A 20,327-nucleotide genomic window follows, 5' to 3' on the forward strand; every position below is an offset into this window, starting at 1 on the left:
CCTTATTACTTGCCGCATCTTGGTGCCAGGATGAACCAGATAGCACCAAAAAGTACCTCTTCACCTGGTAAATGTTATGACCGCCCAGCCTTACTCACCCAACGAAAATTTAACGATCAACACCCTTAGAATTGGAACGCATAAAATTTTGGTGATAGACAATTTTTTAAAGCAACCCCAATTAATGGTTGAGTATGCAACGCAAAGCCAATTCAGTTTGTATCCCGGCTATGCAAATAAAAAGGGTTACCCAGGAATAAGAGCTGCGGCCCCCAGTGATTATTCTTATGACTTAACAGTTTTACTCGAACCGATTATTAAAAAAGAATTTAGTGTCCCAGAAAATCTGGATATAAGAAAAAGTGTTTGTGTTTATTCATTAATGACAATGCGTCCACAAGATCTCGGCCCACTACAACGCACCCCACATTTTGATGCAAGCACACCACACCACATTGCGGTACTTTTATATCTTTGTGATGAGCAACACGGTGGCACTGCGTTCTATCGCCACACAACAACAGGCCTCGACCAAATTACAGAAGACACGCGCGAAAACTATTTGGATATTTATTACGAAGAAATTAATAGTAAGCGCCCAAAACCCGGCTACGCAAAAGAATCCAGTGAGCTGTATGAAAAGATAGGAATGGTCACAGCAAAATTTAATCGGCTTGTCATTTACAAAGGCAGCATGCTGCACGCACCTTACATTGATACCGCAGTAAGTATTGACCAAAATCCAAAAACAGGACGATTAACCGTAAATACGTTTTATGATTTTTAACATTATCTAAATTGAAAATAAAAAAGCCCGGCAGATGCCGGGCTTTTTTATTATTACGGAGAATTAAAACTTAAAGCTTGCACCCAACTTATAAGTTGCTTCACCGATGAACGACCATGCTGGGTAGCCATCTTTCAGTGGAGACTTAACAGTGGTGTAATTTTCCGCTGCGCCGTATTGCAGATCATCTTCTTCAAGGATGTTAGTTGCCTCAAGAGACAAAGCAATGTACTCGGTAACATTCCAACCAAAGCTCAGATCCAAAGTGCCGAAGTCGTCATGCATACGGTTGCCATACCAACCTGTTTCACGAACCATATACTTGGAACGCCAGTTGTAGGCAGCACGTGCAGAGAACTCATCACTCTCCCAGTAACCCACCAGGTTTGCATTGTGGTTAGATGAAAGACTGAATGCACCGATACGATCCTGATAACTTTCAGCAGGCGCATTACCGTTTGCATAGGTGTAGTTAACAGACACACCAAAACCATTATCAAACGCATGGTTGATTTGGAATTCCAAACCATCGATTTCACCACCACCTGCGTTTACATATTGGTTCACAGTCCAACTATCTACGCCACTATCAGGACTAACTACACCAATACTTTGATCAACCGCAGTTTCTGTAGTGATGAAATTGGTGATGTCTTTGGTGAAATAAGTCAAAGAAATAATGTTGCCTTCACCGTAGTAATATTCAAGACCAACATCAGCCTGACTAGCTTTCATTGGTTGCAGAGATACATCACCTTTGGTGTAAGTTTCATTGTTAGCAACAGAATCCTGGAAGCCAGTTTGCACTTCAAGGAACATGTTTTCATAGTTTGGACGAGTAATCGCTTGCGAAGCAGATGCGCGCAATATCAGATCATCTGTTAAATCAAATGCAACGTTCACACTTGGCAACACATCATCGTAATCTGCTTTCTCTTTCACTTTTTTCGTGCTCCAACCAGCGTTTTGCGCAACATCGTCCGCCGCCAGTGGAGTGCCATCCAGTTTGTAACCTACACCGTAAACATCGGTCTGAATGTAACGCAGACCAAAGTTACCTCTAACGCCATCACCTTCGAAAGTGAACATGCCGTATAAGGATTGGTTTTGTTCATTCAATACGCCGAAACCACCGCGCTCTTCCACCCAACCAGCAACGTTAGCTTTGGTATTTGCCATCATTGCGCCGATATCGGGTTTAGGGAAAGACCAACCAGGGCTGCCCATGTCGATAGAACCGCTATAAAGAGAATCTGTACTTACAGTAGTGGTGGTAGCGTTAAATACCGAGCGATCAACGCCTTTTTCAAATTCGTGCTCAGTAGAACGAATACCGGTTTTGAATGAGGTGATTGCACCCAAATCCAAATCAATTGTTAAATCAACTTGCGCAAAAGTTTCTTCGTCAGAGTTTGGACCTCTGGTGGTAGCCCAAGTACCCGCAGGACCAGTCGTCGCACCGAAATCAGAAACTTCTACTGATTGATCAGAAGAAGGACGAATTTTGATTTCTTTGCCAGTTGCATCAATGGTACCGCTCCACTTTGGCAAGGAAGCAAGATCGTAAGAATAGTTAGTGGTCATGCTAGTACCACCTTCTGCTTCTGTCTTACCAACTACAGCGGAAACTTTAAAACCTTCACCGGTGAAACTACCATTCAACTCATAAGTGTCGGAAGTCATTTCACCAACACGAGCCCAAGTTTGAACAAATGCATTGGTTGCATTAGCTGCAGGAATATCGCTAATCAAGCAGATACCGCTAGCATTTTTAAGGGAACAAGTGCTATCTGGCGCATTGCCAGAGAAAATGTAATGACTGGTGTTAGAGTTATCGCCCACCAACTCCATGCTCAATACATGCAGGCCAAACTCAAGATTATCCGTTGGACGAGCCTGAACATTCAAATCAATCGCAGTGCGCTCGCGCTCTTGCACGAAAGTGGTAGGAGCAACATCACCAGCCCAGCGAGAATCAGCTTCAATACCGCGACGGATGTAATCGCCTTCACTAAACGCACCAGCAACTAAAACACCGAAGGTTTCAGAATCGTTTTTCCAGCTATATAAACCAGATACTTCCGGTGCAAAGTCATCGCTGACAGTACCAACAGCACCCTTCACACTCGCAAATACCGAGTTTGCATCCAGATCCAATGGCTTACGGGTTTTAACGATTACCGTACCGCCAATGCCGCCTTCAGTAACGTCAGCTTGGGAAGACTTATACACTTCCATTCCACCGATTAATTCGGATGGCAGTAAAGAGTAATTGAATGAACGGTCGATTGCCTGTTGATCAAACCAACCAGTTGATGCAACAGACTGGCCGTTCAATGTGGTGTAAGTCATTTGTGGATCAGTACCACGAATTGAAACAGAGGCACCTTGACCGAATGCACGACCTACAGTGATGCCAGGAATACGGCCCAATGTCTGGCCTACGTCCGAATCAGGCAACTTGCCTACATCTTCCGCAGAAACTGCATCGACAATAGCAGTCGAATTACGTTTGATATCCACTGCATTTTTCAACGCACCGCGAATACCGGTAATAACAATTTCTTCCAAATCCGACGCCGCTTCTTGTGCACTAGCGGTGGATGTAAAGCCCATCATTGCGACGACTGCAACCGATCCGAGCATTAACGCACCCTTATTGGCCAGATTAATCGCATCACTTAACTTGTTGCGCATGGTAATTCTCCCGTGACTTTGCAATTTGTGTGTGTTTAATAATCAACCTTTTATTCAACAACTGAAGACACAAGACAACGTTGTCGATGGGGCGAACACTAGTCACGACGGACAACGTTGTCAACACGGGAGAAATGCAAATCAGGAGTCATCGAGCAGAAACAGAGCTGATCAAAAAATGACAACCTCTTAAAAATCAGATAATTAAGAGAAGCGAGATGAGAATTTTGCAAAAATATTTTTTACAAAAAATATATAAGAAAATTACAAATAATCAGGAACTAAATAAAAGCTGTAAAAAAACCGCTAAAAAAGCGGTTTTTTTCGAGAGACGCACTATTTTTTTATGCACAATTTTGTGTCATTGCGCAACGAGCCTTGCACGCAATTGGCGCAAACTTGCTTTCACACTACGTGCATTTTCGGGGCCCATACGGATCATTAATTTATGGGTTTGTGGCAGCGCTTCCAATGCCGGGTCTGCATATTGATAAAACACTTTCGGGCGCAGCAACAATAAATCACCTTGCACATCGGGAGCTGCGAGCACGTTATCAATCGCTGCAATTAACACGCTGTGGAAATTTGGCTTTTTCAAACCAAGCTCGTTAAACGCTTCTTCCAGCAATGGATAAAAACGGCGATACACAGCAACGGCTGCATCACTGTCAATCAATGACAACGTGGTGACATAGGGTTCATAGCGCTGGAAATTTTTTGCTGATACACGCTCTTGCTCAGCAGCAGTACCTTCAATCATCACCGTGTAGGATTCAGCAATAAAAGGGGGTGGTGGAGAAACAACCGGGCGGTATTCCTGGATCACTTTGCCTTCGGCAACATTGTTTACTGCCAATACAAATTTACGGATGATTTCTTGCGGAACAATTAACTGCAATAAACCTTCACCACGCAATTGCTGCAATGCTGCAAGTAAACTGCTATCACTTTCATTTAATGATGGTAAAGGTTCAACTTCAGCAGCGACAGGCTGTGGTGGTTCATATTCTTGAATCGGCGCAACTGAAGATGCGCTACTGGTGGCAACAGCTTGCGGAACGCCAACCGGCGCAGTCACCGTTTGCGAGGCCGCAGGAGCATCATCACGCAGGAAATAGAAGGTAGCCGCCGCAGCGATCAATGCCAGAACCACAATAACAATCATGGTCGTGGATGAACTTTTGCGCGGTTGGTAGTTATCACTCATAGCAAAACCCTTTGATTGGCGATTTTTGTAACAGAAGGCAGGACAGCGCCGAATTATGGCCTAATCCCTCTTATGGGGACAGCCTCGAAGGGTTACGGTTCCCAATTTTTATCGGCGCGGGTTAGACTAATCTTCATTTTATAGCTGCTTGCACAAGGATCTTTCATGCCCCGCCCTCTCCCATTATTCGGGTCATTCATTCACCTGGCAAAACACCTCGCCCGGGGCAGCCTCGGCGTTATGCTGATTATCACCCTGGGCTGTGCCAGCATCACCGGATCGCAATGGGACCAGCGCTACGGCAAAGCCCATCCACGCGAAATGCCCACTACCCCAAGCAAGGCAAAACTCACCTATTATAAAGATACAAGAGCGATTCTTGAGCAGCGCTGCGTCGTCTGCCACGGTTGCTACGATGCACCTTGCCAGCTCAAACTCGAGTCCTACGAAGGATTGCTGCGCGGCGCTAATCCCGTAAAGGTTTACGACGGTACCCGCTTGCTCGGGGCATCGCTCACCCGCCTGTTTGAAGATGCACACACTACCGCCGATTGGCGAACCAAAGGTTTCCATCCCGTATTAAACGAGCGCAACAACACCCCCAATGCCAATATCAAAGCCGGGGTGATGGCACAATTTCTTGAATTGAAAAAAGACAACCCGCTTCCGGACACTGAAATCCTGCCCGCCAGTTTTGATTTCAATCTCAACGCCAAACAATATTGCGCCAGCATTGAAAACTTCGACAGCTTTGCGGAAAAGAATCCACTCTGGGGAATGCCATACGGCCTGCCTGCACTCAACAAAAAAGAATACAAAACGACTATGGATTGGCTAGCCCAAGGTGCTGCTATGGGAACGCCGCCGCAACTACCCACCAGCGTGCAGCAGCAAGTGGCCAAATGGGAAATATTTTTTAATGGCGATAGCCTGAAACAACAGTTGGTTAATCGTTATATCTATGAGCATTTATTTTTAGCGCAGATTTTTTTCAAGGAAGCCCCCAGAACTTACTTCCGTTTAGTTCGCTCCAGCACACCGCCAGGGCAACCGATTGCGCGTATCAGCACTCCGCGTCCATACGACAATCCCAACGTCGACCGGGTGTATTATCGCCTGTGGCAAGACCCATCCAGCATCGTTGCTAAAACCCATATGCCTTACGCCTTAAATGCAGCGCGAATGAAAGGGTGGCAACAATTATTTTTTGCAACCCAAGGGGAATTTGTTTACGAGGTGACGCAGCTACCTTCTTATGCACCCGAGGTTGCCTCAAATCCGTTTGTTTCCTTTGCTGATCTTCCGGTGAATGCTCGCTATCGATTTATGCTTAACGAAGCACAATTCACCATTATGAATTTTATTAAAGGACCGGTTTGTCGCGGACAAGTTGCACTCAATGTTATTCAGGATCATTTCTGGGTTTTCTTTGTTTCGCCCGAAACCCAGAACACCAAAGGTATCGCCAAGTTTCTCTCGGACAATAGCAAACACCTGCAATTGCCCGCAGAAGCTGGCAACACTCTTCGCCCTATGACCAACTGGATTAAATATTCAGATTTACAAAAAGAATATCTCGCCGCAAAAGCAACTTTCGTCAGCAAATTGATTGCTGCCGAAGGCGGTTTGGAGATGAACAATATCTGGAACGGCGAGCGCGGCAAAAATCCCAATGCTGCACTTACTATCTTTCGCCACAGCGACAGCGCCAGTGTGCACAAAGGTATGATTGGTGAGCCGCCGAAAACCGCCTGGGTGATTGACTATCCGTTGTTGGAGCGAATCCATTATTTGCTGGTGGCCGGTTTTGATGTGTACGGCAACGTTTCGCACCAATTATTAAGCCGCCTGTACATGGACTTTTTGCGTATTGAAGGCGAGATGAATTTTGTTGGCCTGCTGCCGGAAGCGTCACAAGAAAAAATCATGTCGTCCTGGTATCGCGATGCAGAATCCAACCTCAAAACCTATGTTGATCTCTACATCAAACAAGTGGATGCGCCGAACAAAATTCGCTACGTCACCGACGATCCGCAAAAAGAGCTTTACCAAAAATTAAAACTCTACCTCGGTGAAGCTGCAAATTCGCCGTTCAACATCCGGACAAAAAAATTGCCCGCGCACAAAGTGGCGATTTATGAAAAATTGCAAAGCACCACCGGAAAGCCGATCAGCTTTTTACCGCAGACAACGGTAATCCAGATTCCAAACGTGGGATTGTTTACGCTGGTACACAACAGTGCTTATTCGAATTTATCGTCATTGTTTGGCGAAGAAAAGCGACGCATTCCGGCAGAAGACAATCTGACCATTGCACGCGGTATTGTGGGTAATTATCCCAACAGTTTTATGCGGGTGGATGAACAGCAAATGGATGATTTTGTCAGCCGTGTGCAAAAATTGGATTCGGAGGAAGACTATAAAGTCTTGCGCGATATTTACGGCGTGCGCCGCAGCCATTCGGAATTCTGGCCGTTTAGCGATAAAGTCCATCAACTTTATTATTTGAACGAACCGGAAGAGGCGGCGTTACTGGATTACAACCGCCTCGAAAATCGCTAGTGGATAATTAGATGCGTTTAGCCGTGGCCGGGCGACCGGTCACGGAATCACAAGTGTGCTCTTTGCTCACCCGCTTCACTTTCTTAACCAGCACGTGAGCAGCCGCTGTACCCGTATCAGCGGTTGGTCGCTCCACGATGTTAACTTTCAAACTCACCAGTAAAGGCGAACCCGGTGTTTTTGTTTTTTTGCCGTAGGATTTTTCCAGGTTTGCATTTTTACCCTCGTGAGCAACCGGCCAGCGCTGCCCGGTGATGCAATCGGTAAACTGCCCTGCACCGGCGGTATGGGTATAAAGCCCTTTCATACTCAGGCTGGGATTAAAGGGTTTTTCTGTGCTCTCCAGCAAGCTGTAATTGAGATTGGAAACAATATCCTGCCCCTGCACATCCAGCTTGCGCAACTGGCGGTTGTCGACAATGCGGAATTGCTGGTTATCGCCTTTATCGGTTGCCTGATCCAACAACAAACGGTTGCGGTCGACAATCAACCAACGGCCAACCTCATCTTCAGGAACCTTGCGTTTACCGGCATATTTGGTGCGCAAGAAGTAAAAATTTCCTGGCAATAATTGCAGCTGATAGTTAATGCCCTCGCAATCGGCACAGGGCAAGACACCGGTATAATAAGCGGGCAATTTTTCCAGCGGCTGCTCGATGGCAATCGCCTCACTACCGACGCCACGCATCGCCAGCTCGACGCTATTGCCGCGATCTTTGGTCAGCACCAGATAGGCTTTGTCTGTCGTCATGTAGAGTTTCCCATCCACGCGAATAGTCGCGCGCACGGCGTAATCATTTTTCGCATCAATTTTTTCCGGATCAACATTAATCCTGAATTTAACCGGCGATGAAAACGGTCCATAAATCTGGGTGGTGCCAACAATCGATGCCGGGGCATCTGCCCGCGAAATATCGACCAGACTCACTTCCAGCAGAGCACCTGCTGGCATGGCAATCCGCTGCAGATAGGTGACGCTACCTTTTACCGATTCAGCTGCACTTGAAGCCTGAGCTAACGCCAGCAATCCGAAAATCAATACACAGAGTTTTTTCATTCTTTTCATCCTCGTTAAAACGGGCTACTGATGAATATCGACAGCCAAATTCCCGATTAAATCACTGCTAAAAAGGATAGCAGGCAAATACCAGTCAGACCGATTCTCTTAACGAACCTCAGGAAGTGTTAACAAGGACCGAGTAAATTGCGACATGGCGGTAAATACAGTATTCTTCCTAATAATCACTCTCATTTACACATAAGACGTGCTAATTATGAATACTGCCGTGCAAGCTGATGCCACATCCCCCACACTCCGCCTCGATCAATGCCGCAAAGGCGCGTCAGTGCGGGTAACGAGCCTGATTGCCCAACCGCTATTTGGCACACAGGATGAGCGCGTAAGCCTGCGCCTGAAAGAATTAGGCTTTTTGCCCGGCGCCCAGTTAAAAGTCATCGGTTTTGGCCTATTGGGATCAGATCCACTGGCAGTACAAGTCAACGGTACCAAGTTCGCGCTGCGCCGCGCCGAAGCAGCCAAAATCTGCGTGGAACCCGTACTACTCGCCGCTTCCTAAGCATTCACCCTTATATCAGCACAAACCTCTAATCAGGTAGCAATAATGTCCACCCCTATTCGCTTCGCGTTAATTGGAAATCCCAATTGCGGCAAAACGTCTTTATTTAACCGCCTGACCGGCTCCCGCGCCAAAGTTGCCAACTATCCGGGTGTGACTGTTGAACGCCGCTCCGGCATGGTAGGCGGTCTGTCAAAACCGGCCGAACTGGTCGATCTCCCCGGAACCTATAGCCTGTTTGTGACCTCACCCGATGAGCAGGTCGCGCGCGATGTGATCCTCGGTAAACTCGCCGGTGAGCGTAAGCCTGATCTGCTGGTAGCGGTAATCGATGCCTGTAACCTACGCCTTGGTTTGCGTCTGGTGATGGAGCTCAAAAGCCTCAACCGCCCACTGATCCTCGCTCTCAACCAAATGGATGAGGCCAAGCGCCGCGGCATCAGCATTGATACCGCCGCCCTTTCCAAAGCGATTGGTATTCCGATTGTCGAAACTGTCGCGGTTAATAGCCAAGGTGTAAATGACCTGCGCAAGGTGTTGGACGGCTACGCCCAGCAACCTGTTGCAGCAGACGGTGAGCAGGCGCTCACTATCAGCGACCGTCAGGAATCGGTGGAAGCGCTCTACGCTGAAATTGAAAGCATCATGAGCCAGCACGTAATCCAGCCGCCGCATCTGCCGCGCTGGCAAGATCGCCTTGACGCAATGGTGATGCACCCCGTAATTGGTCTGATTGCGCTTTTCGCTATTTTGCTGGTGATCTTCCAAGCGGTATTTGCCTGGGCGTCACCCGTCGTGGACTTGATTGATGGCGGCTTTAGTAGCTTGGGTGAGTTCGTCGGTGCCACACTGCCCGATGGCATCCTGAAAGACTTTATTGTCGATGGCCTGATTGCCGGTGTGGGCGGTGTATTGGTATTCCTGCCGCAAATTATTATTTTGTTCTTCTTCATTCTGGTTCTGGAAGATACCGGCTACCTCACTCGCGCCGCGTTTTTGCTAGATCGCCCGATGCGCGGACTGGGTTTATCTGGCCGCTCATTCATCCCACTGCTGTCCAGCTTTGCCTGCGCCGTTCCCGGTATTATGGCGACGCGGACTATCGCTGATCCGCGCGAGCGCTTTATCACTATTATGGTTGCACCGCTGATGACCTGTTCAGCGCGTCTGCCTGTGTATGCATTGATTATCGCCGCATTCATTCCCGAGCAAACCGTGTGGGGGATTTTCAACCTGCAAGGTCTGACGCTGTTTGCGCTCTACTTTGCAGGTGTTGTCAGCGCGGCAGTGATCGCTTGGTTGATGCGCCGCCGTGCCAGTGGTCGCGAAGAGTTTCCGCTGCTGCTCGAATTACCAACCTATCGCTGGCCAATGATGTACCACCTGCTGATCGGCCTGCGTGAACGCGCATGGATCTTTATCCGTCGCGTAGGTACGATCATTCTTGCGCTCTCAATTGTGCTCTGGTTTTTGGCGACATTCCCCGGCGCACCGGAAGGCGCCACCCAACCAGCGATCGACTACAGCTTTGCCGGCCAACTCGGCCACTTTATGCAACCCCTGTTTGCACCGCTCGGATTCAACTGGCAAATGTGTATTGCGCTGATTCCAGCAATGGGCGCACGTGAAGTTGCCGTGAGCGCGCTGGCAACGGTGTATGCGGTAGGTGAAGAATCAATCGATGTAGCACTTGGCTCGGCGCTAGCCGCCAGCTGGTCGATTCCGGTGGCCTATGCTTATCTTGCGTGGTTTGTGTATGCACCCCAGTGCATTTCCACCATTGCTGTTGTCAAACGTGAGACTAACTCGGCCAAAGCAACGGCGTTCTTCACTATTTATTTGTTTGCGCTGGCTTATTTTGCCGCTTGGGCGACCTACCAAATCGCCAGCGCAATCGTAGGTTGAGATAGATTAATTCTGGAATCGGGAGGCATTTATGTTGCAAAACATTCCCTGGCAAGAAGTGATTGTTGGAGCCTGTGTGGTAGCAGCGGCGCTATTTTTAGCGCGCCGCTGGATATTCCCGGGCAAGAAAGCAGCTAGTTGCGGCGGCTGTAGCGGCTGTGCCAAAACCACGGATTCCAGCTGCTCAACCCCTTCCGAAAAAACACCGAATTAATACTTCGGGTTCTCCGCAAAAAACGAATCGATTCATAAGGGCGCCGCTTGCTGCGCCCTTCTCTTTTCCGCATTGAGTTATTCGCGCTTCAAATCAATCCAATAACGCGGATTATTCACCGGTGTTTCCGGTGGTAGCGATGGATTTTGCAAATAAATAATCCGCCGGTTTTTCAATTTTTCCATGCCCGAACTAAAGCGGGGATGATTGTAAAAAAACTGATCGAACTGGCCGTTATCAATAAGAATTTCCATTCCTTTTTCGATTCGCTGTGCGAGCGCTTCGTTTTCTTTATTCACGAAAAAATAAATCGCTGCGGGATAATACAGCAGCAAGTTTTCTTCCACCGCCAGATCCGGCTCGTCACGCTGCAATAATTCAAACCAGGCCTCTGAAATTCCACGCGGAAAATAATCGAAGCGCTTAGCGTTGAGCATGCGGAATAACAGCTCCGTAGTTTCCGCTGTGGTCATACGCAAACCGTTGGATTGCAAAATGGGAGTGTCCGGCCATTGTGTGCCTTGGCCGCCGATATATTTACCGAGATCATTCAGGGTTTTCACTTTATCGAAACGTACCTGATCTTGTTTACGAATCAGCAATACACGATAACCAAATAAACCTTTGAATAGCGGGACGCGAATCGGGCGCAATTGTTTTTCGCGCTCTTTGTCGGTCATGGTCCAGATTACAAAATTGCTTTTATCGTGCTGTAGCATATTGATCCAGCGCGCCTGTGCATAATCGCGCTCGGAAAAAACAATATCGATCACTTCGTTTTCAGCTTTGCTCGCGTTGAGCGCCATGATCAACAAAGTAGTGAAATAATCGCTGGGCTCCTCCAATTTGGTGCCCTGTACTTTGACGGCGATATGAGCCTGTTCTGTTTGGGCAGACGTCAAGGCAGATGCGAATAATCCGATACCAAACAGAGCGAGCAAAAACCGCTGACCACCAGAACGCAACCCCATATTCCTATCCATTTACAAGTGCCAATACTTTGGAAGAATAGTGGAAAACCAACCGACCTGCCGAAAACAGGCTATGAGATGCCAGTAGATGACACCTATAGGCAGCTGCCGTATAGTCAGCACCCGTCGACCATCATCGAGTAGGATCTAAACATGCAGCAAAATTTGCAAAACAGGACCTTTCTGCTTTTTCTTGTCATTGTATCGATTGGCTTTTTGATCGTACTCAAGCCTTTCTTTGGAACGATTTTCTGGGCCTGCGCAATTACGATTATTTTTTATCCGCTGCATCTTAAATTGATGGCACGCCTCAACGGCCGCCCTAACACCAGCGCATTGATCACACTGTTTGCCTGCATACTGATTGTGGTTATCCCGGTGACACTGCTGGTCAGCTCCGTTATTTCCGAGGGTGCGGGCTACTATAAAAAATTCGAAGAGGGACAAATCAAACCGGATCAATATATCGAGCAAGTACGCAACGCCTTCCCCACTTTGCCGCAAACACTCGACCGCTTTGGTATCGATACCGTCAAGATCAAAGACAGCGCGCTCAGCGCGTCCATGGCTGGCGGTAAGTGGTTAGCCCAAAATGCGATCAGTATCGGGCAGGATACGTTCAAGTTGCTGCTCAATATCTGCCTCATGTTGTATTTGATTTTCTTTTTGCTGCGCGATGGTAAATACCTGCTCGAACTCGGCATTCGCGCCCTGCCCATGGGCGATGCACGGGAACGTCTGCTGGCCGACAAATTTGGCCAAATCACCCGCGCGACCATCAAAGGCAATCTGGTCATTGCGATTATTCAGGGCACCTTGGGCGGTTTGATTTTCTGGGCACTGGGCATTCCCGGCGCATTGCTTTGGGGGGTGGTCATGGCCGCGATGTCGCTGATCCCGGCGGTTGGCCCTGCGATTATCTGGGCACCGGTTGCGCTTTATCTGTTTGCGACGGGAGCAAACGTGAAGGCGATTATCCTGATTGCCTTCGGTATGGGCGTTATCGGCTTGGTCGATAACATCCTTCGCCCGATTCTGGTCGGCCGCGATACTCGCATGCCCGATTACATCGTACTGCTCTCAACCCTCGGTGGATTGGCGATTTTCGGCCTCAACGGGTTTGTCATTGGGCCGCTGGTCGCAGGCTTGTTTATGGCCTTCTGGGGCATCTTTATCCGCGAGATCCACTTGTTCGCGCCCGAAGAGGCCAGAGCCATCCCGAAACAAAACCCCAAGGATTCCGAGTCCTGATCTGCTAGACTGCGCGACCTTTTCTTTTGCGGCCCTGGATTTAACAGGGCCTTAAACCTTCGAGAGATTTGTTTATGTCTAACCAATACAAAAGCGTTGAAGATCTTGTCAGCTACGGCATTGGCCGTCAGATGGGCCAACAATTAGCCGATAATCCATTTGAAGGTGTATCACCTGCTGCAGTTGCGCAGGGTGTGCTGGATTCATTGAATGGCGTTGAGATGCCGTACAGCAATGAGCAGATGCAGGATGCTTTCCAGGAAATCAACGCGCGCATGCAAGCGCAAGAAGCTGAGCAAAGCAAAACCCTGGCTGGCGCTGGCGAAGCGTTTTTGGCTGAGAATGCCAAGAAAGACGGCGTGACCGTGACTGCATCCGGCCTGCAATATGAAGTGATTACCCAGGGCACTGGCGCAATCCCGACTGCAACCTCTAAAGTAAAAACCCATTACCACGGTACTTTGATTGACGGTACTGTGTTCGACAGCTCGGTAAATCGCGGTCAACCTATCGATTTCCCGGTAAACGGTGTTATCGCTGGCTGGACTGAAGCTCTGCAATTGATGCCTGTTGGATCCAAATACCGTTTGTACATCCCGCACAACCTTGCTTACGGCGAGCGCGGTGCCGGTGCGAGCATCAAACCATACTCAGCGCTGATTTTTGATGTTGAGTTGTTGGATATTGTTGGTTAATTATTTCGTTTGAATGACCACCAGCATGGGTTTCGGTGCGACCTTTTCGACTCGCCGTAAACCCATCCCTGGGGGCTCGGATGCGACCGCCGCAGTTGTTCCATACATATTGCGGCACTTCCCACATCCATGTGGGTCGTCCATGCCGCATACGGTCTCAAAGACCGCACCGAACCCCATGCTTTATCGCAACCGTCCAGTCATATTTTCTCCCTCTAAATAAAACCTATTCTGTTGTTGGATTTTCCATGTGGTTTAAAAATTTACGTTTGTATCGCCTGACCGAACAGTGGACTATTTCCACTGAAGAATTGAATGAAAAACTCGCCGAATTTTGTTTTAACCCTTGCGGCAGTCTCGACCCGATGCGCTACGGTTTTGAGTTTCCGCTTGGCCGTCACGGCAGCGAGTTTGTGCATGTGACCAATGGCTACATCATGATTTGCGCTAAAAAGCAGGAAAAACTCCTGCCCGGTGGTGTGATCAAAGAACAACTGGAAGAAAAAGTCCTCGCCATCAGCGAAGCTGAATCACGCCCGGTTGGCCGCAAAGAGCGCGATACGTTAAAAGATGAAATTATCTTTTCGCTGCTGCCAAAAGCCTTCACCCGCTCAACGCTTGATTACGCCTACATCGCACCGCAAGACAATATGATTGTGGTGAACTCATCCTCTGCCAAACGCGCAGAAGATTTGCTGAGTAAATTGCGCGAAGCATTGGGCAGTTTGCGGTGTATACCCATCGCACCGAAAAATATTCCCACACAAGTGATGACCCACTGGTTGCGCGAAAGCGAAGCGCCGCATCAATTTGAATTGGGTGAAGAAGTGGAGCTGCAAGCTGCAAAAGACGGCCGCGTAATCCGCTGCAAAAAGCAGGACTTAACCGCAAGCGAAATCCGCAATCACCTCGAAAGCGGAATGCACGTCAGCAAAATTGCACTGGTATGGAAAGAGTCGATCTCGTGCATTATCGACGACCAAGTCGCGATTAAACGGTTGAAGTTTGAAGATGTCATCAGCGATAAAGCCAACGAGCGCAACCCCGAAAGTAAAGCAGAACAATTTGATGCTGACTTTGCGATTATGGCGCTTGAATTAAAGAACTTCATTCAGGCATTATTAGCGGGCTTCGGCGGCGAGGATGATTCGCAGCTGGACAACTGATTACGGGATAATACTAATAAGAAAACCTTTACCGGCCTTTTAGTTTCACAAGGGATTGAGGCTTCACCTTGAAGCCCGATAGCGTAACGCAACGTAACATCACCCTTGTGGATAATAATAATGCGATTCCCCATTTTGTTAAGCCAGCGGCAAGTGTCGCTGGCGTTAAGCGCTTACGTCGGTGTCATCCTCAACGCTGCCTGCCTGTTTCGTAACGGCACCGCTGGCGGTTGGCTTGAAGCTGTTTCAGCGCTGCTATCGGCGGCTGCATTATTTGCATTCTCATACCTGCTTTTCAGCTTTTTTAGTCTCTTCGGCAAAATGTTTTATAAGGTCGCCGCGAGTCTGGTTATATTGATATCCTCGTCTGCCAGTTATTACATGACGTTCTTTAATGTGGTAATTGGTTACGGCGTTATCGCATCCACACTCACACTGGATACCGATCTCAATAGTGAATCCCTCGGCCATGAATGTATCTTCTGGTTTTTATTCACCGGTCTACTCCCCTGCGTACTACTCTGGCGCACTCGTCTGACCCAATCCCTGCACATCAAAAACTGGAGTGGTATAGGCAGATTTGCCAAAAGTTTGGTGCCTGTCGTATGTGCATCGCTGGTATTGAGCTTGAGCATAAAAACGATTGTGAAATTGCAAGAAAACCAGGCTCGCCAGAATAATCAGTACACGGCAAGCATCGGCGGAATAATCGCTCACTCGTATTTGCCAACCAATTGGATCGCCAGTCTCGCAATTTATGCGCATCAACTCGGGAAAGAAGAAAACAGTTCCAAGCAATTGTTTGATCCGAGCAAAGAGTTCGTCTATCAATCCAATGTATCAATGGACAATCTGTACGTAGTCTTTGTGATTGGCGAAACCACGCGCTGGGATCATATGGGCTTGTTCGGTTATGAGCGCGATACCACTCCGCTGCTCGCGCAAGAGCCTAATTTGATTGCACTGCGCGGAACCTCGTGCGATACCGCAACAAAATTATCACTGCGCTGCATGTTTGTACGCGAGAACGGTACTGAAGATGATGATCAACGCACATTAAAAGAGCGCAATGTATTTTCTGTAATGCGCAAGCTGGGATTCACGTCGGAATTATATGGCATGCAAAGCGAAGCCTGGTTTTACTCCAGCCTTGATGCCAACAGTTACGAGATCCGCGAAATTATTGCTTCGGAATACGCCCACAGCAAACGTCCAATTGACGATATGTTGCTGGTAGACCAACTGGAAAAATCTGTTAAAAAATATCAGCAGGGAAAACATTTGGTTGTACTCCACACCAAGGGTTCACATCACATGTACAGTCAGCGTTACACGCGTGAATTTGCCCGCTTTACGCCTGAGTGTATGGACATAGACGATACCTGTAGCAAAGAGCAGTTGATCAACTCCTTTGATAACTCGGTGCTCTACATTGATTACATGTTGAAAAGTGTATTCGATAAACTGCGCGATAAAAATGCGCTGGTTTTTTATGTTCCCGATCACGGTGAATCCATCGACGAAAATCGCCACTTCCATGCCACCCCCAAAGAAATGGCACCACCAGAGCAATTCCGCGTACCTTTTATGGTATGGGCCTCGGATAAATTTATCGCCCAGCCGCACAACCAGCAACTCTTTAGCAATCTCAAGAATCGTGAAGAAAAAAACTTTAATCCACATCACGAACAAATTTTTGATAGCGTTCTGGGCTGTATTGGCTTCGCCTCTCCCGACGGTGGAATTAACGCGCACAACAACTGGTGTAGCGAAAATCCGCGCTCAATGGCGTTCGACAACCACACGCTAACACCCGCGAAGCGCGTGCAATAAGTTCAGGTACATCTGCACTACAAGATTATTGGCGTATAATGATCCGTCACTTACAAGTGCAGCAGGCATTACTGCTGCACTCATTGCAGGATATTGAATATGCCTCTATCGTCCCGCTCACTACTGCTTACTCCACTCCTACTTTTACTCGGCTGCAGCCCCGCTCCCGAACTCAGTAAAATCGAAGGTTATGCCCAAGGCACAACCTATCAATTCAGTTTTGAATTACCGTCTGAGTCAACTACCGAACTGGCGACCATCGAAAAAGCAGTTAACGAGGAATTCGCCCGCCTTGATCTTGCGCTATCCAATTACCGCGATGATTCACGCATCGAACAATTGAATGCGCAAAAAACTACCGATGTATTAGCTGCTGATGACGAATTGATAATGCTCATAGAGCAAGCGCGTAAGGTGTATCACGCGAGCCAGGGTTGTTATGACCTTACGGTAAAACCCTTATTTGATTTATGGGGTTTCAAAAAAGATGTGTTTAGTCCACCTACCGAAGAAGCCCTCGCGCAAACACTCACCACGATTGGTATGGATAAATTGGAAACTGTCGATGCCACCCATTTGCGTAAACAAATTCCTGAATTACGTATCGATTTATCCTCCATCGGCCAAGCTTACAGCGTCGAGCGAATGGGGAAATTGCTGGAAAATTTTGGGGTACACAATTACATGATTGAAATCGGCGGCGAATTGCAAGTCAAAGGCAAAAAGCCCGGCAATCAAGCATGGCGTATCGCGCTGGAAAAACCGCTACCCAATGAACGTAAATTGCAGAAAGTGGTGAGTTTCGATTCAGGCGAATCTATGGGGCTGATCGCATCGGGCACCTATCGCCACTTTTTTGATAGCAACGGCAAACGCTATAGCCACATCCTTGATGCGCGCTCCGGAAAACCTGTGGAACACAATACGGTGTCCGTCACCGTACTGCACAGCAATCCCACCATCGCCGGCACCTGGGCGACAGCCCTGACCTGCCTGGGCAGCGCTGATGGAATAAAAATAGCGAACGAAAATCACATCGCGGCACTGTTTATTGATCAACAGGATGAGCAATTAATTGAAACGCAAAGCGATGCGATGAACGAGCTGAAAGGCATCAGCTTTGCGCCAAAATGAATTCGCGCTTTTACCAACCAGATCACAGGCTTTAACCAGCGCCACGGCGAACATCGACTATGCTTGTAGGACTTACTCATAGGGATTTTCGCCATGAAACTCGTCTACACCCACGAAAACCGTTTTTTAGTGGCCAATGCACACAATATTCTTGAGCAGCACGACATAAGCACTATTTGGAAAAATGAATATGCTTCCAGTGCTATCGGTGAAGTTGCCTCATTGGATACCTGGCCAGAACTCTGGGTGGTAGACGATGCGGATTACGATCAAGCTGTGCACATCATCTCGACTGCACTGAGCGCAAAAAATGCACCGGAATGGGTCTGCAGCAACTGCGACGAAAAAAACGATGCCGCTTTTGAACTTTGCTGGAATTGCCAATCAGAACCAGAAACAGTGGAAGTAAAATAATGATGAAAATTTTTGCAGGCATAGCGCTCCTTTTTTTATCGACCAGCATTTTTGCCAATACATTTACCGTGATGAGCTACAACGTGCGCTGCGGTTTATGCGAACCCGCCGATAGTGTGAACAATTGGTCCAAGCGCAAATACCTCGTTGCGCATTTAATCAAAATGCACAACCCGGATATTATCGGTTTACAAGAAGCTGAACTTTTTCAAGTGCAAGACTTGGCCGATATGTTGAAAGACTATTCGTGGATGGGTGTTGGCCGCGAAGACGGTAAAGACAAAGGCGAAACCACCGCTATTTTATTTCGTCACGGGCGCTTCGCATTGCAGGGGCAACAAACACTGTGGCTTTCCGAAACACCGCTGCAAGCATCGCGCGGATGGGACGCCGCTTATCGCCGCACATTAAGCATCGCCAAATTGCTTGATGTTCCAACTAAAAAGCCGGTGTATATCTTTAACACCCATTTGGATAATGAAGGCGAAAATGCGCGGCAAGAAGGTGCAAAATTATTGTTGCGCGAAATTGAAAAGATCGATCCGGCTACCACTGTAGTCGTCACTGGTGATTTTAATCTCACTGCAGCCGCAGCGAGCTATAACATCCTCACCCAAGCGCTCAGCGATGCAGAGAAAATCTCCGCAACACCTGCTACTGGTGGAAATAAGACTTATAACGCCTTCGGTGAAGATAAAGAGCCGAATAACAAAATTGATTTTGTGTTTGTGAGAAAACCGGTGAAAGTGCTGAGTCATCAAATTGATGCAACTACCTACAATGCACTCTATCCATCCGATCATTATCCGGTTATCGTAAAGCTGGATACATCACCAGAAACCACCTCAGCGGCTGCCCAATAGCACAGCCAATTCATTGCGGATGTATTTTTCTTCCACCCACTCCGCCAGATGGGCATTCATAAATTCGATAAAATTATGCGCAGCGATAGGCAAACGCCTATCGCCATGTCGCACTAAATACCAGTGACTGGTGAGTGGAAAGTCGCGCACCTTAATGATCGCTACTTTACTATCCGCACGCTGCGCCAGAGTGTGTTCCGATATAATCGCCAGCCCCAGCCCAGTCTCTACACTTAACCGGATCACTTCATTACTTTCAATCTGCAAGGTTTTATGCAATTGGAAATTCTGCTCGCGCAGCCAGTTTTCAAATACCATGCGCGTGGCGCTGCCGGGCTCGCGCATTAAAAAACGTTCGTTTACCAACTCGATAAATTCCACTTCCTGTCCCTGCGCGGCCCAATGTTGCAGCGGCGCAATCAATACCAAAGGATTACGCAAAAAACGCCCGCTAATTACATGGTCGCCAGTCGGAGGATGACTAAACAAATACAAATCATCCATTTGGTTTTGGAATCGCTGCAACACACTGCCGCGATTGCCGATATTAAAAGTCACATCCACACCGGGATATTGTTGCGCGTAGGGGCTAAGCAAACGCGGTAATACATACTGCGCCGTGGTCACTACCCCGATACTGAAATGTCCCTTATTACCCTGCGCGGCATCGCTAAGAAAACCATTAAAGTCATCAAAACGGGTGAGCGCATCAAGCGCTGCGTGGTACAACTCGCGCCCGACAAACGTCGGTTGATACTGACCATCACGCACTTCCAACAACTGATCGCCCACTGCCTCAGTCAGGCGTTTGATCTGCAGCGAAACCGTTGGCTGGGTGAGATGCAATTGCACCGCCGCTTGAGAAATTGACCCCGTACGGACAACCGCAATGTAGACCTGCAAGAGCCGAAAGGTCAGGTGGCGAATGTTCATAGCGACCTCGCAAAAGCCAAAACATAGATAATTATAAATACAGTTAAGTATAAACATTAATTATCTTCTATTGATGTTCAGGGCGACAATAAGCACAAGCAAGATCGCTCACTGGAGA

17 protein-coding genes are annotated in these 20,327 nt (G+C 48.0%); 12 read left to right on the forward strand and 5 right to left on the reverse strand.

Features of this window, described 5'->3' with window-relative positions:
- Positions 1-76: 76 nt before the first annotated feature.
- Complete coding sequence (locus tag AAGC78_RS07770) at positions 77-787, forward strand: DUF6445 family protein (RefSeq protein ID WP_435783495.1); 711 nt, start codon at positions 77-79, stop codon at positions 785-787.
- Between the two features lie 63 nt (positions 788-850).
- Here AAGC78_RS07770 and AAGC78_RS07775 read toward each other — a convergent pair whose 3' ends face one another.
- Both AAGC78_RS07775 and AAGC78_RS07780 read right to left on the reverse strand, forming a co-directional pair.
- Entirely contained in the window at positions 851-3,484 is a 2,634-nt protein-coding gene (locus tag AAGC78_RS07775; RefSeq protein ID WP_435783496.1) for a TonB-dependent receptor, read from the reverse strand.
- Positions 3,485-3,845: 361 nt separating this feature from the next.
- The gene (locus tag AAGC78_RS07780; protein WP_435783497.1) at positions 3,846-4,691 is read right to left on the reverse strand and encodes a DUF3014 domain-containing protein; all 846 of its coding nucleotides are present in this window, start codon (positions 4,689-4,691) and stop codon (positions 3,846-3,848) included.
- A 165-nt stretch (positions 4,692-4,856) separates the two neighbouring features.
- On the opposite strand from AAGC78_RS07780, the gene AAGC78_RS07785 reads away from it, so the two are divergent.
- A complete protein-coding gene (locus AAGC78_RS07785) occupies positions 4,857-7,253 on the forward strand; it encodes a fatty acid cis/trans isomerase (protein ID WP_435783498.1) in 2,397 nt (798 codons plus the stop codon).
- 7 nt (positions 7,254-7,260) lie between these two features.
- Here AAGC78_RS07785 and AAGC78_RS07790 read toward each other — a convergent pair whose 3' ends face one another.
- Complete coding sequence (locus AAGC78_RS07790) at positions 7,261-8,310, reverse strand: YbaY family lipoprotein (protein ID WP_435783499.1); 1,050 nt, start codon at positions 8,308-8,310, stop codon at positions 7,261-7,263.
- Positions 8,311-8,527: 217 nt separating this feature from the next.
- Here AAGC78_RS07790 and AAGC78_RS07795 point away from each other — a divergent pair, with 217 nt between their 5' ends.
- Genes AAGC78_RS07795 through AAGC78_RS07805 form a run of 3 tightly spaced genes read left to right on the forward strand, consistent with a single transcriptional unit; the run spans position 8,528 to position 10,949 of the window.
- Entirely contained in the window at positions 8,528-8,830 is a 303-nt protein-coding gene (locus tag AAGC78_RS07795) for a FeoA family protein (RefSeq protein WP_435783500.1), read from the forward strand.
- Between the two features lie 45 nt (positions 8,831-8,875).
- Entirely contained in the window at positions 8,876-10,735 is a 1,860-nt protein-coding gene (feoB, locus tag AAGC78_RS07800) for a ferrous iron transporter B (protein WP_435783501.1), read from the forward strand.
- 31 nt (positions 10,736-10,766) lie between these two features.
- Positions 10,767-10,949: a FeoB-associated Cys-rich membrane protein gene (locus tag AAGC78_RS07805; RefSeq protein ID WP_435783502.1), complete on the forward strand. Its 183-nt coding sequence runs from the start codon at positions 10,767-10,769 to the stop codon at positions 10,947-10,949.
- A gap of 77 nt (positions 10,950-11,026) precedes the next feature.
- Here AAGC78_RS07805 and AAGC78_RS07810 read toward each other — a convergent pair whose 3' ends face one another.
- Complete coding sequence (locus AAGC78_RS07810; protein ID WP_435783503.1) at positions 11,027-11,920, reverse strand: substrate-binding periplasmic protein; 894 nt, start codon at positions 11,918-11,920, stop codon at positions 11,027-11,029.
- Positions 11,921-12,073: 153 nt separating this feature from the next.
- Here AAGC78_RS07810 and AAGC78_RS07815 point away from each other — a divergent pair, with 153 nt between their 5' ends.
- The 7 genes from AAGC78_RS07815 (at position 12,074) to AAGC78_RS07845 (ending at position 19,276) form a co-directional block, all read left to right on the forward strand.
- Positions 12,074-13,171 carry an AI-2E family transporter gene (locus AAGC78_RS07815; RefSeq protein WP_435783504.1) on the forward strand — a complete coding sequence of 366 codons (1,098 nt, stop codon included), beginning with the start codon at positions 12,074-12,076 and terminating at the stop codon, positions 13,169-13,171.
- A 74-nt stretch (positions 13,172-13,245) separates the two neighbouring features.
- Positions 13,246-13,866, forward strand: a complete 621-nt coding sequence (locus AAGC78_RS07820) for an FKBP-type peptidyl-prolyl cis-trans isomerase (RefSeq protein WP_435783505.1) — start codon at positions 13,246-13,248, stop codon at positions 13,864-13,866.
- A gap of 248 nt (positions 13,867-14,114) precedes the next feature.
- Positions 14,115-15,032 (forward strand): recombination-associated protein RdgC, encoded by a 918-nt coding sequence (gene rdgC, locus AAGC78_RS07825; RefSeq protein WP_435783506.1) that lies wholly within the window; start codon positions 14,115-14,117, stop codon positions 15,030-15,032.
- A 120-nt stretch (positions 15,033-15,152) separates the two neighbouring features.
- Complete coding sequence (gene eptB / locus AAGC78_RS07830) at positions 15,153-16,865, forward strand: kdo(2)-lipid A phosphoethanolamine 7''-transferase (protein WP_435783507.1); 1,713 nt, start codon at positions 15,153-15,155, stop codon at positions 16,863-16,865.
- A gap of 99 nt (positions 16,866-16,964) precedes the next feature.
- Positions 16,965-17,999, forward strand: a complete 1,035-nt coding sequence (locus tag AAGC78_RS07835) for an FAD:protein FMN transferase (protein ID WP_435783508.1) — start codon at positions 16,965-16,967, stop codon at positions 17,997-17,999.
- A gap of 93 nt (positions 18,000-18,092) precedes the next feature.
- Positions 18,093-18,413 (forward strand): DUF2007 domain-containing protein, encoded by a 321-nt coding sequence (locus AAGC78_RS07840; protein ID WP_435783509.1) that lies wholly within the window; start codon positions 18,093-18,095, stop codon positions 18,411-18,413.
- Positions 18,413-19,276, forward strand: a complete 864-nt coding sequence (locus tag AAGC78_RS07845; RefSeq protein WP_435783510.1) for an endonuclease/exonuclease/phosphatase family protein — start codon at positions 18,413-18,415, stop codon at positions 19,274-19,276. The genes AAGC78_RS07840 and AAGC78_RS07845 overlap by 1 nt, the downstream gene beginning before the upstream one ends.
- Here the strand turns inward: AAGC78_RS07845 and AAGC78_RS07850 are convergent.
- Positions 19,259-20,209, reverse strand: a complete 951-nt coding sequence (locus AAGC78_RS07850) for a LysR family transcriptional regulator (RefSeq protein ID WP_435783511.1) — start codon at positions 20,207-20,209, stop codon at positions 19,259-19,261. The two genes, AAGC78_RS07845 and AAGC78_RS07850, sit on opposite strands and share 18 nt — an antisense overlap.
- Positions 20,210-20,327 lie beyond the last annotated feature (118 nt).

The organism is Cellvibrio sp. (assembly GCF_039207905.1).
GTDB lineage: Bacteria > Pseudomonadota > Gammaproteobacteria > Pseudomonadales > Cellvibrionaceae > Cellvibrio.

Excerpts from the sequence above, each read along its gene's own strand:
- AAGC78_RS07770 (WP_435783495.1), top strand. The coding sequence starts at position 77 with ATGACCGCCCAGCCTTACTCACCCAACGAAAATTTAACGATCAACACC.
- AAGC78_RS07775 (WP_435783496.1), bottom strand. The coding sequence starts at position 3,484 with ATGCGCAACAAGTTAAGTGATGCGATTAATCTGGCCAATAAGGGTGCG.
- AAGC78_RS07780 (WP_435783497.1), bottom strand. The coding sequence starts at position 4,691 with ATGAGTGATAACTACCAACCGCGCAAAAGTTCATCCACGACCATGATT.
- AAGC78_RS07785 (WP_435783498.1), top strand. The coding sequence starts at position 4,857 with ATGCCCCGCCCTCTCCCATTATTCGGGTCATTCATTCACCTGGCAAAA.
- AAGC78_RS07790 (WP_435783499.1), bottom strand. The coding sequence starts at position 8,310 with ATGAAAAAACTCTGTGTATTGATTTTCGGATTGCTGGCGTTAGCTCAG.
- AAGC78_RS07795 (WP_435783500.1), top strand. The coding sequence starts at position 8,528 with ATGAATACTGCCGTGCAAGCTGATGCCACATCCCCCACACTCCGCCTC.
- feoB (WP_435783501.1), top strand. The coding sequence starts at position 8,876 with ATGTCCACCCCTATTCGCTTCGCGTTAATTGGAAATCCCAATTGCGGC.
- AAGC78_RS07805 (WP_435783502.1), top strand. The coding sequence starts at position 10,767 with ATGTTGCAAAACATTCCCTGGCAAGAAGTGATTGTTGGAGCCTGTGTG.
- AAGC78_RS07810 (WP_435783503.1), bottom strand. The coding sequence starts at position 11,920 with ATGGGGTTGCGTTCTGGTGGTCAGCGGTTTTTGCTCGCTCTGTTTGGT.
- AAGC78_RS07815 (WP_435783504.1), top strand. The coding sequence starts at position 12,074 with ATGCAGCAAAATTTGCAAAACAGGACCTTTCTGCTTTTTCTTGTCATT.
- AAGC78_RS07820 (WP_435783505.1), top strand. The coding sequence starts at position 13,246 with ATGTCTAACCAATACAAAAGCGTTGAAGATCTTGTCAGCTACGGCATT.
- rdgC (WP_435783506.1), top strand. The coding sequence starts at position 14,115 with ATGTGGTTTAAAAATTTACGTTTGTATCGCCTGACCGAACAGTGGACT.
- eptB (WP_435783507.1), top strand. The coding sequence starts at position 15,153 with ATGCGATTCCCCATTTTGTTAAGCCAGCGGCAAGTGTCGCTGGCGTTA.
- AAGC78_RS07835 (WP_435783508.1), top strand. The coding sequence starts at position 16,965 with ATGCCTCTATCGTCCCGCTCACTACTGCTTACTCCACTCCTACTTTTA.
- AAGC78_RS07840 (WP_435783509.1), top strand. The coding sequence starts at position 18,093 with ATGAAACTCGTCTACACCCACGAAAACCGTTTTTTAGTGGCCAATGCA.
- AAGC78_RS07845 (WP_435783510.1), top strand. The coding sequence starts at position 18,413 with ATGATGAAAATTTTTGCAGGCATAGCGCTCCTTTTTTTATCGACCAGC.
- AAGC78_RS07850 (WP_435783511.1), bottom strand. The coding sequence starts at position 20,209 with ATGAACATTCGCCACCTGACCTTTCGGCTCTTGCAGGTCTACATTGCG.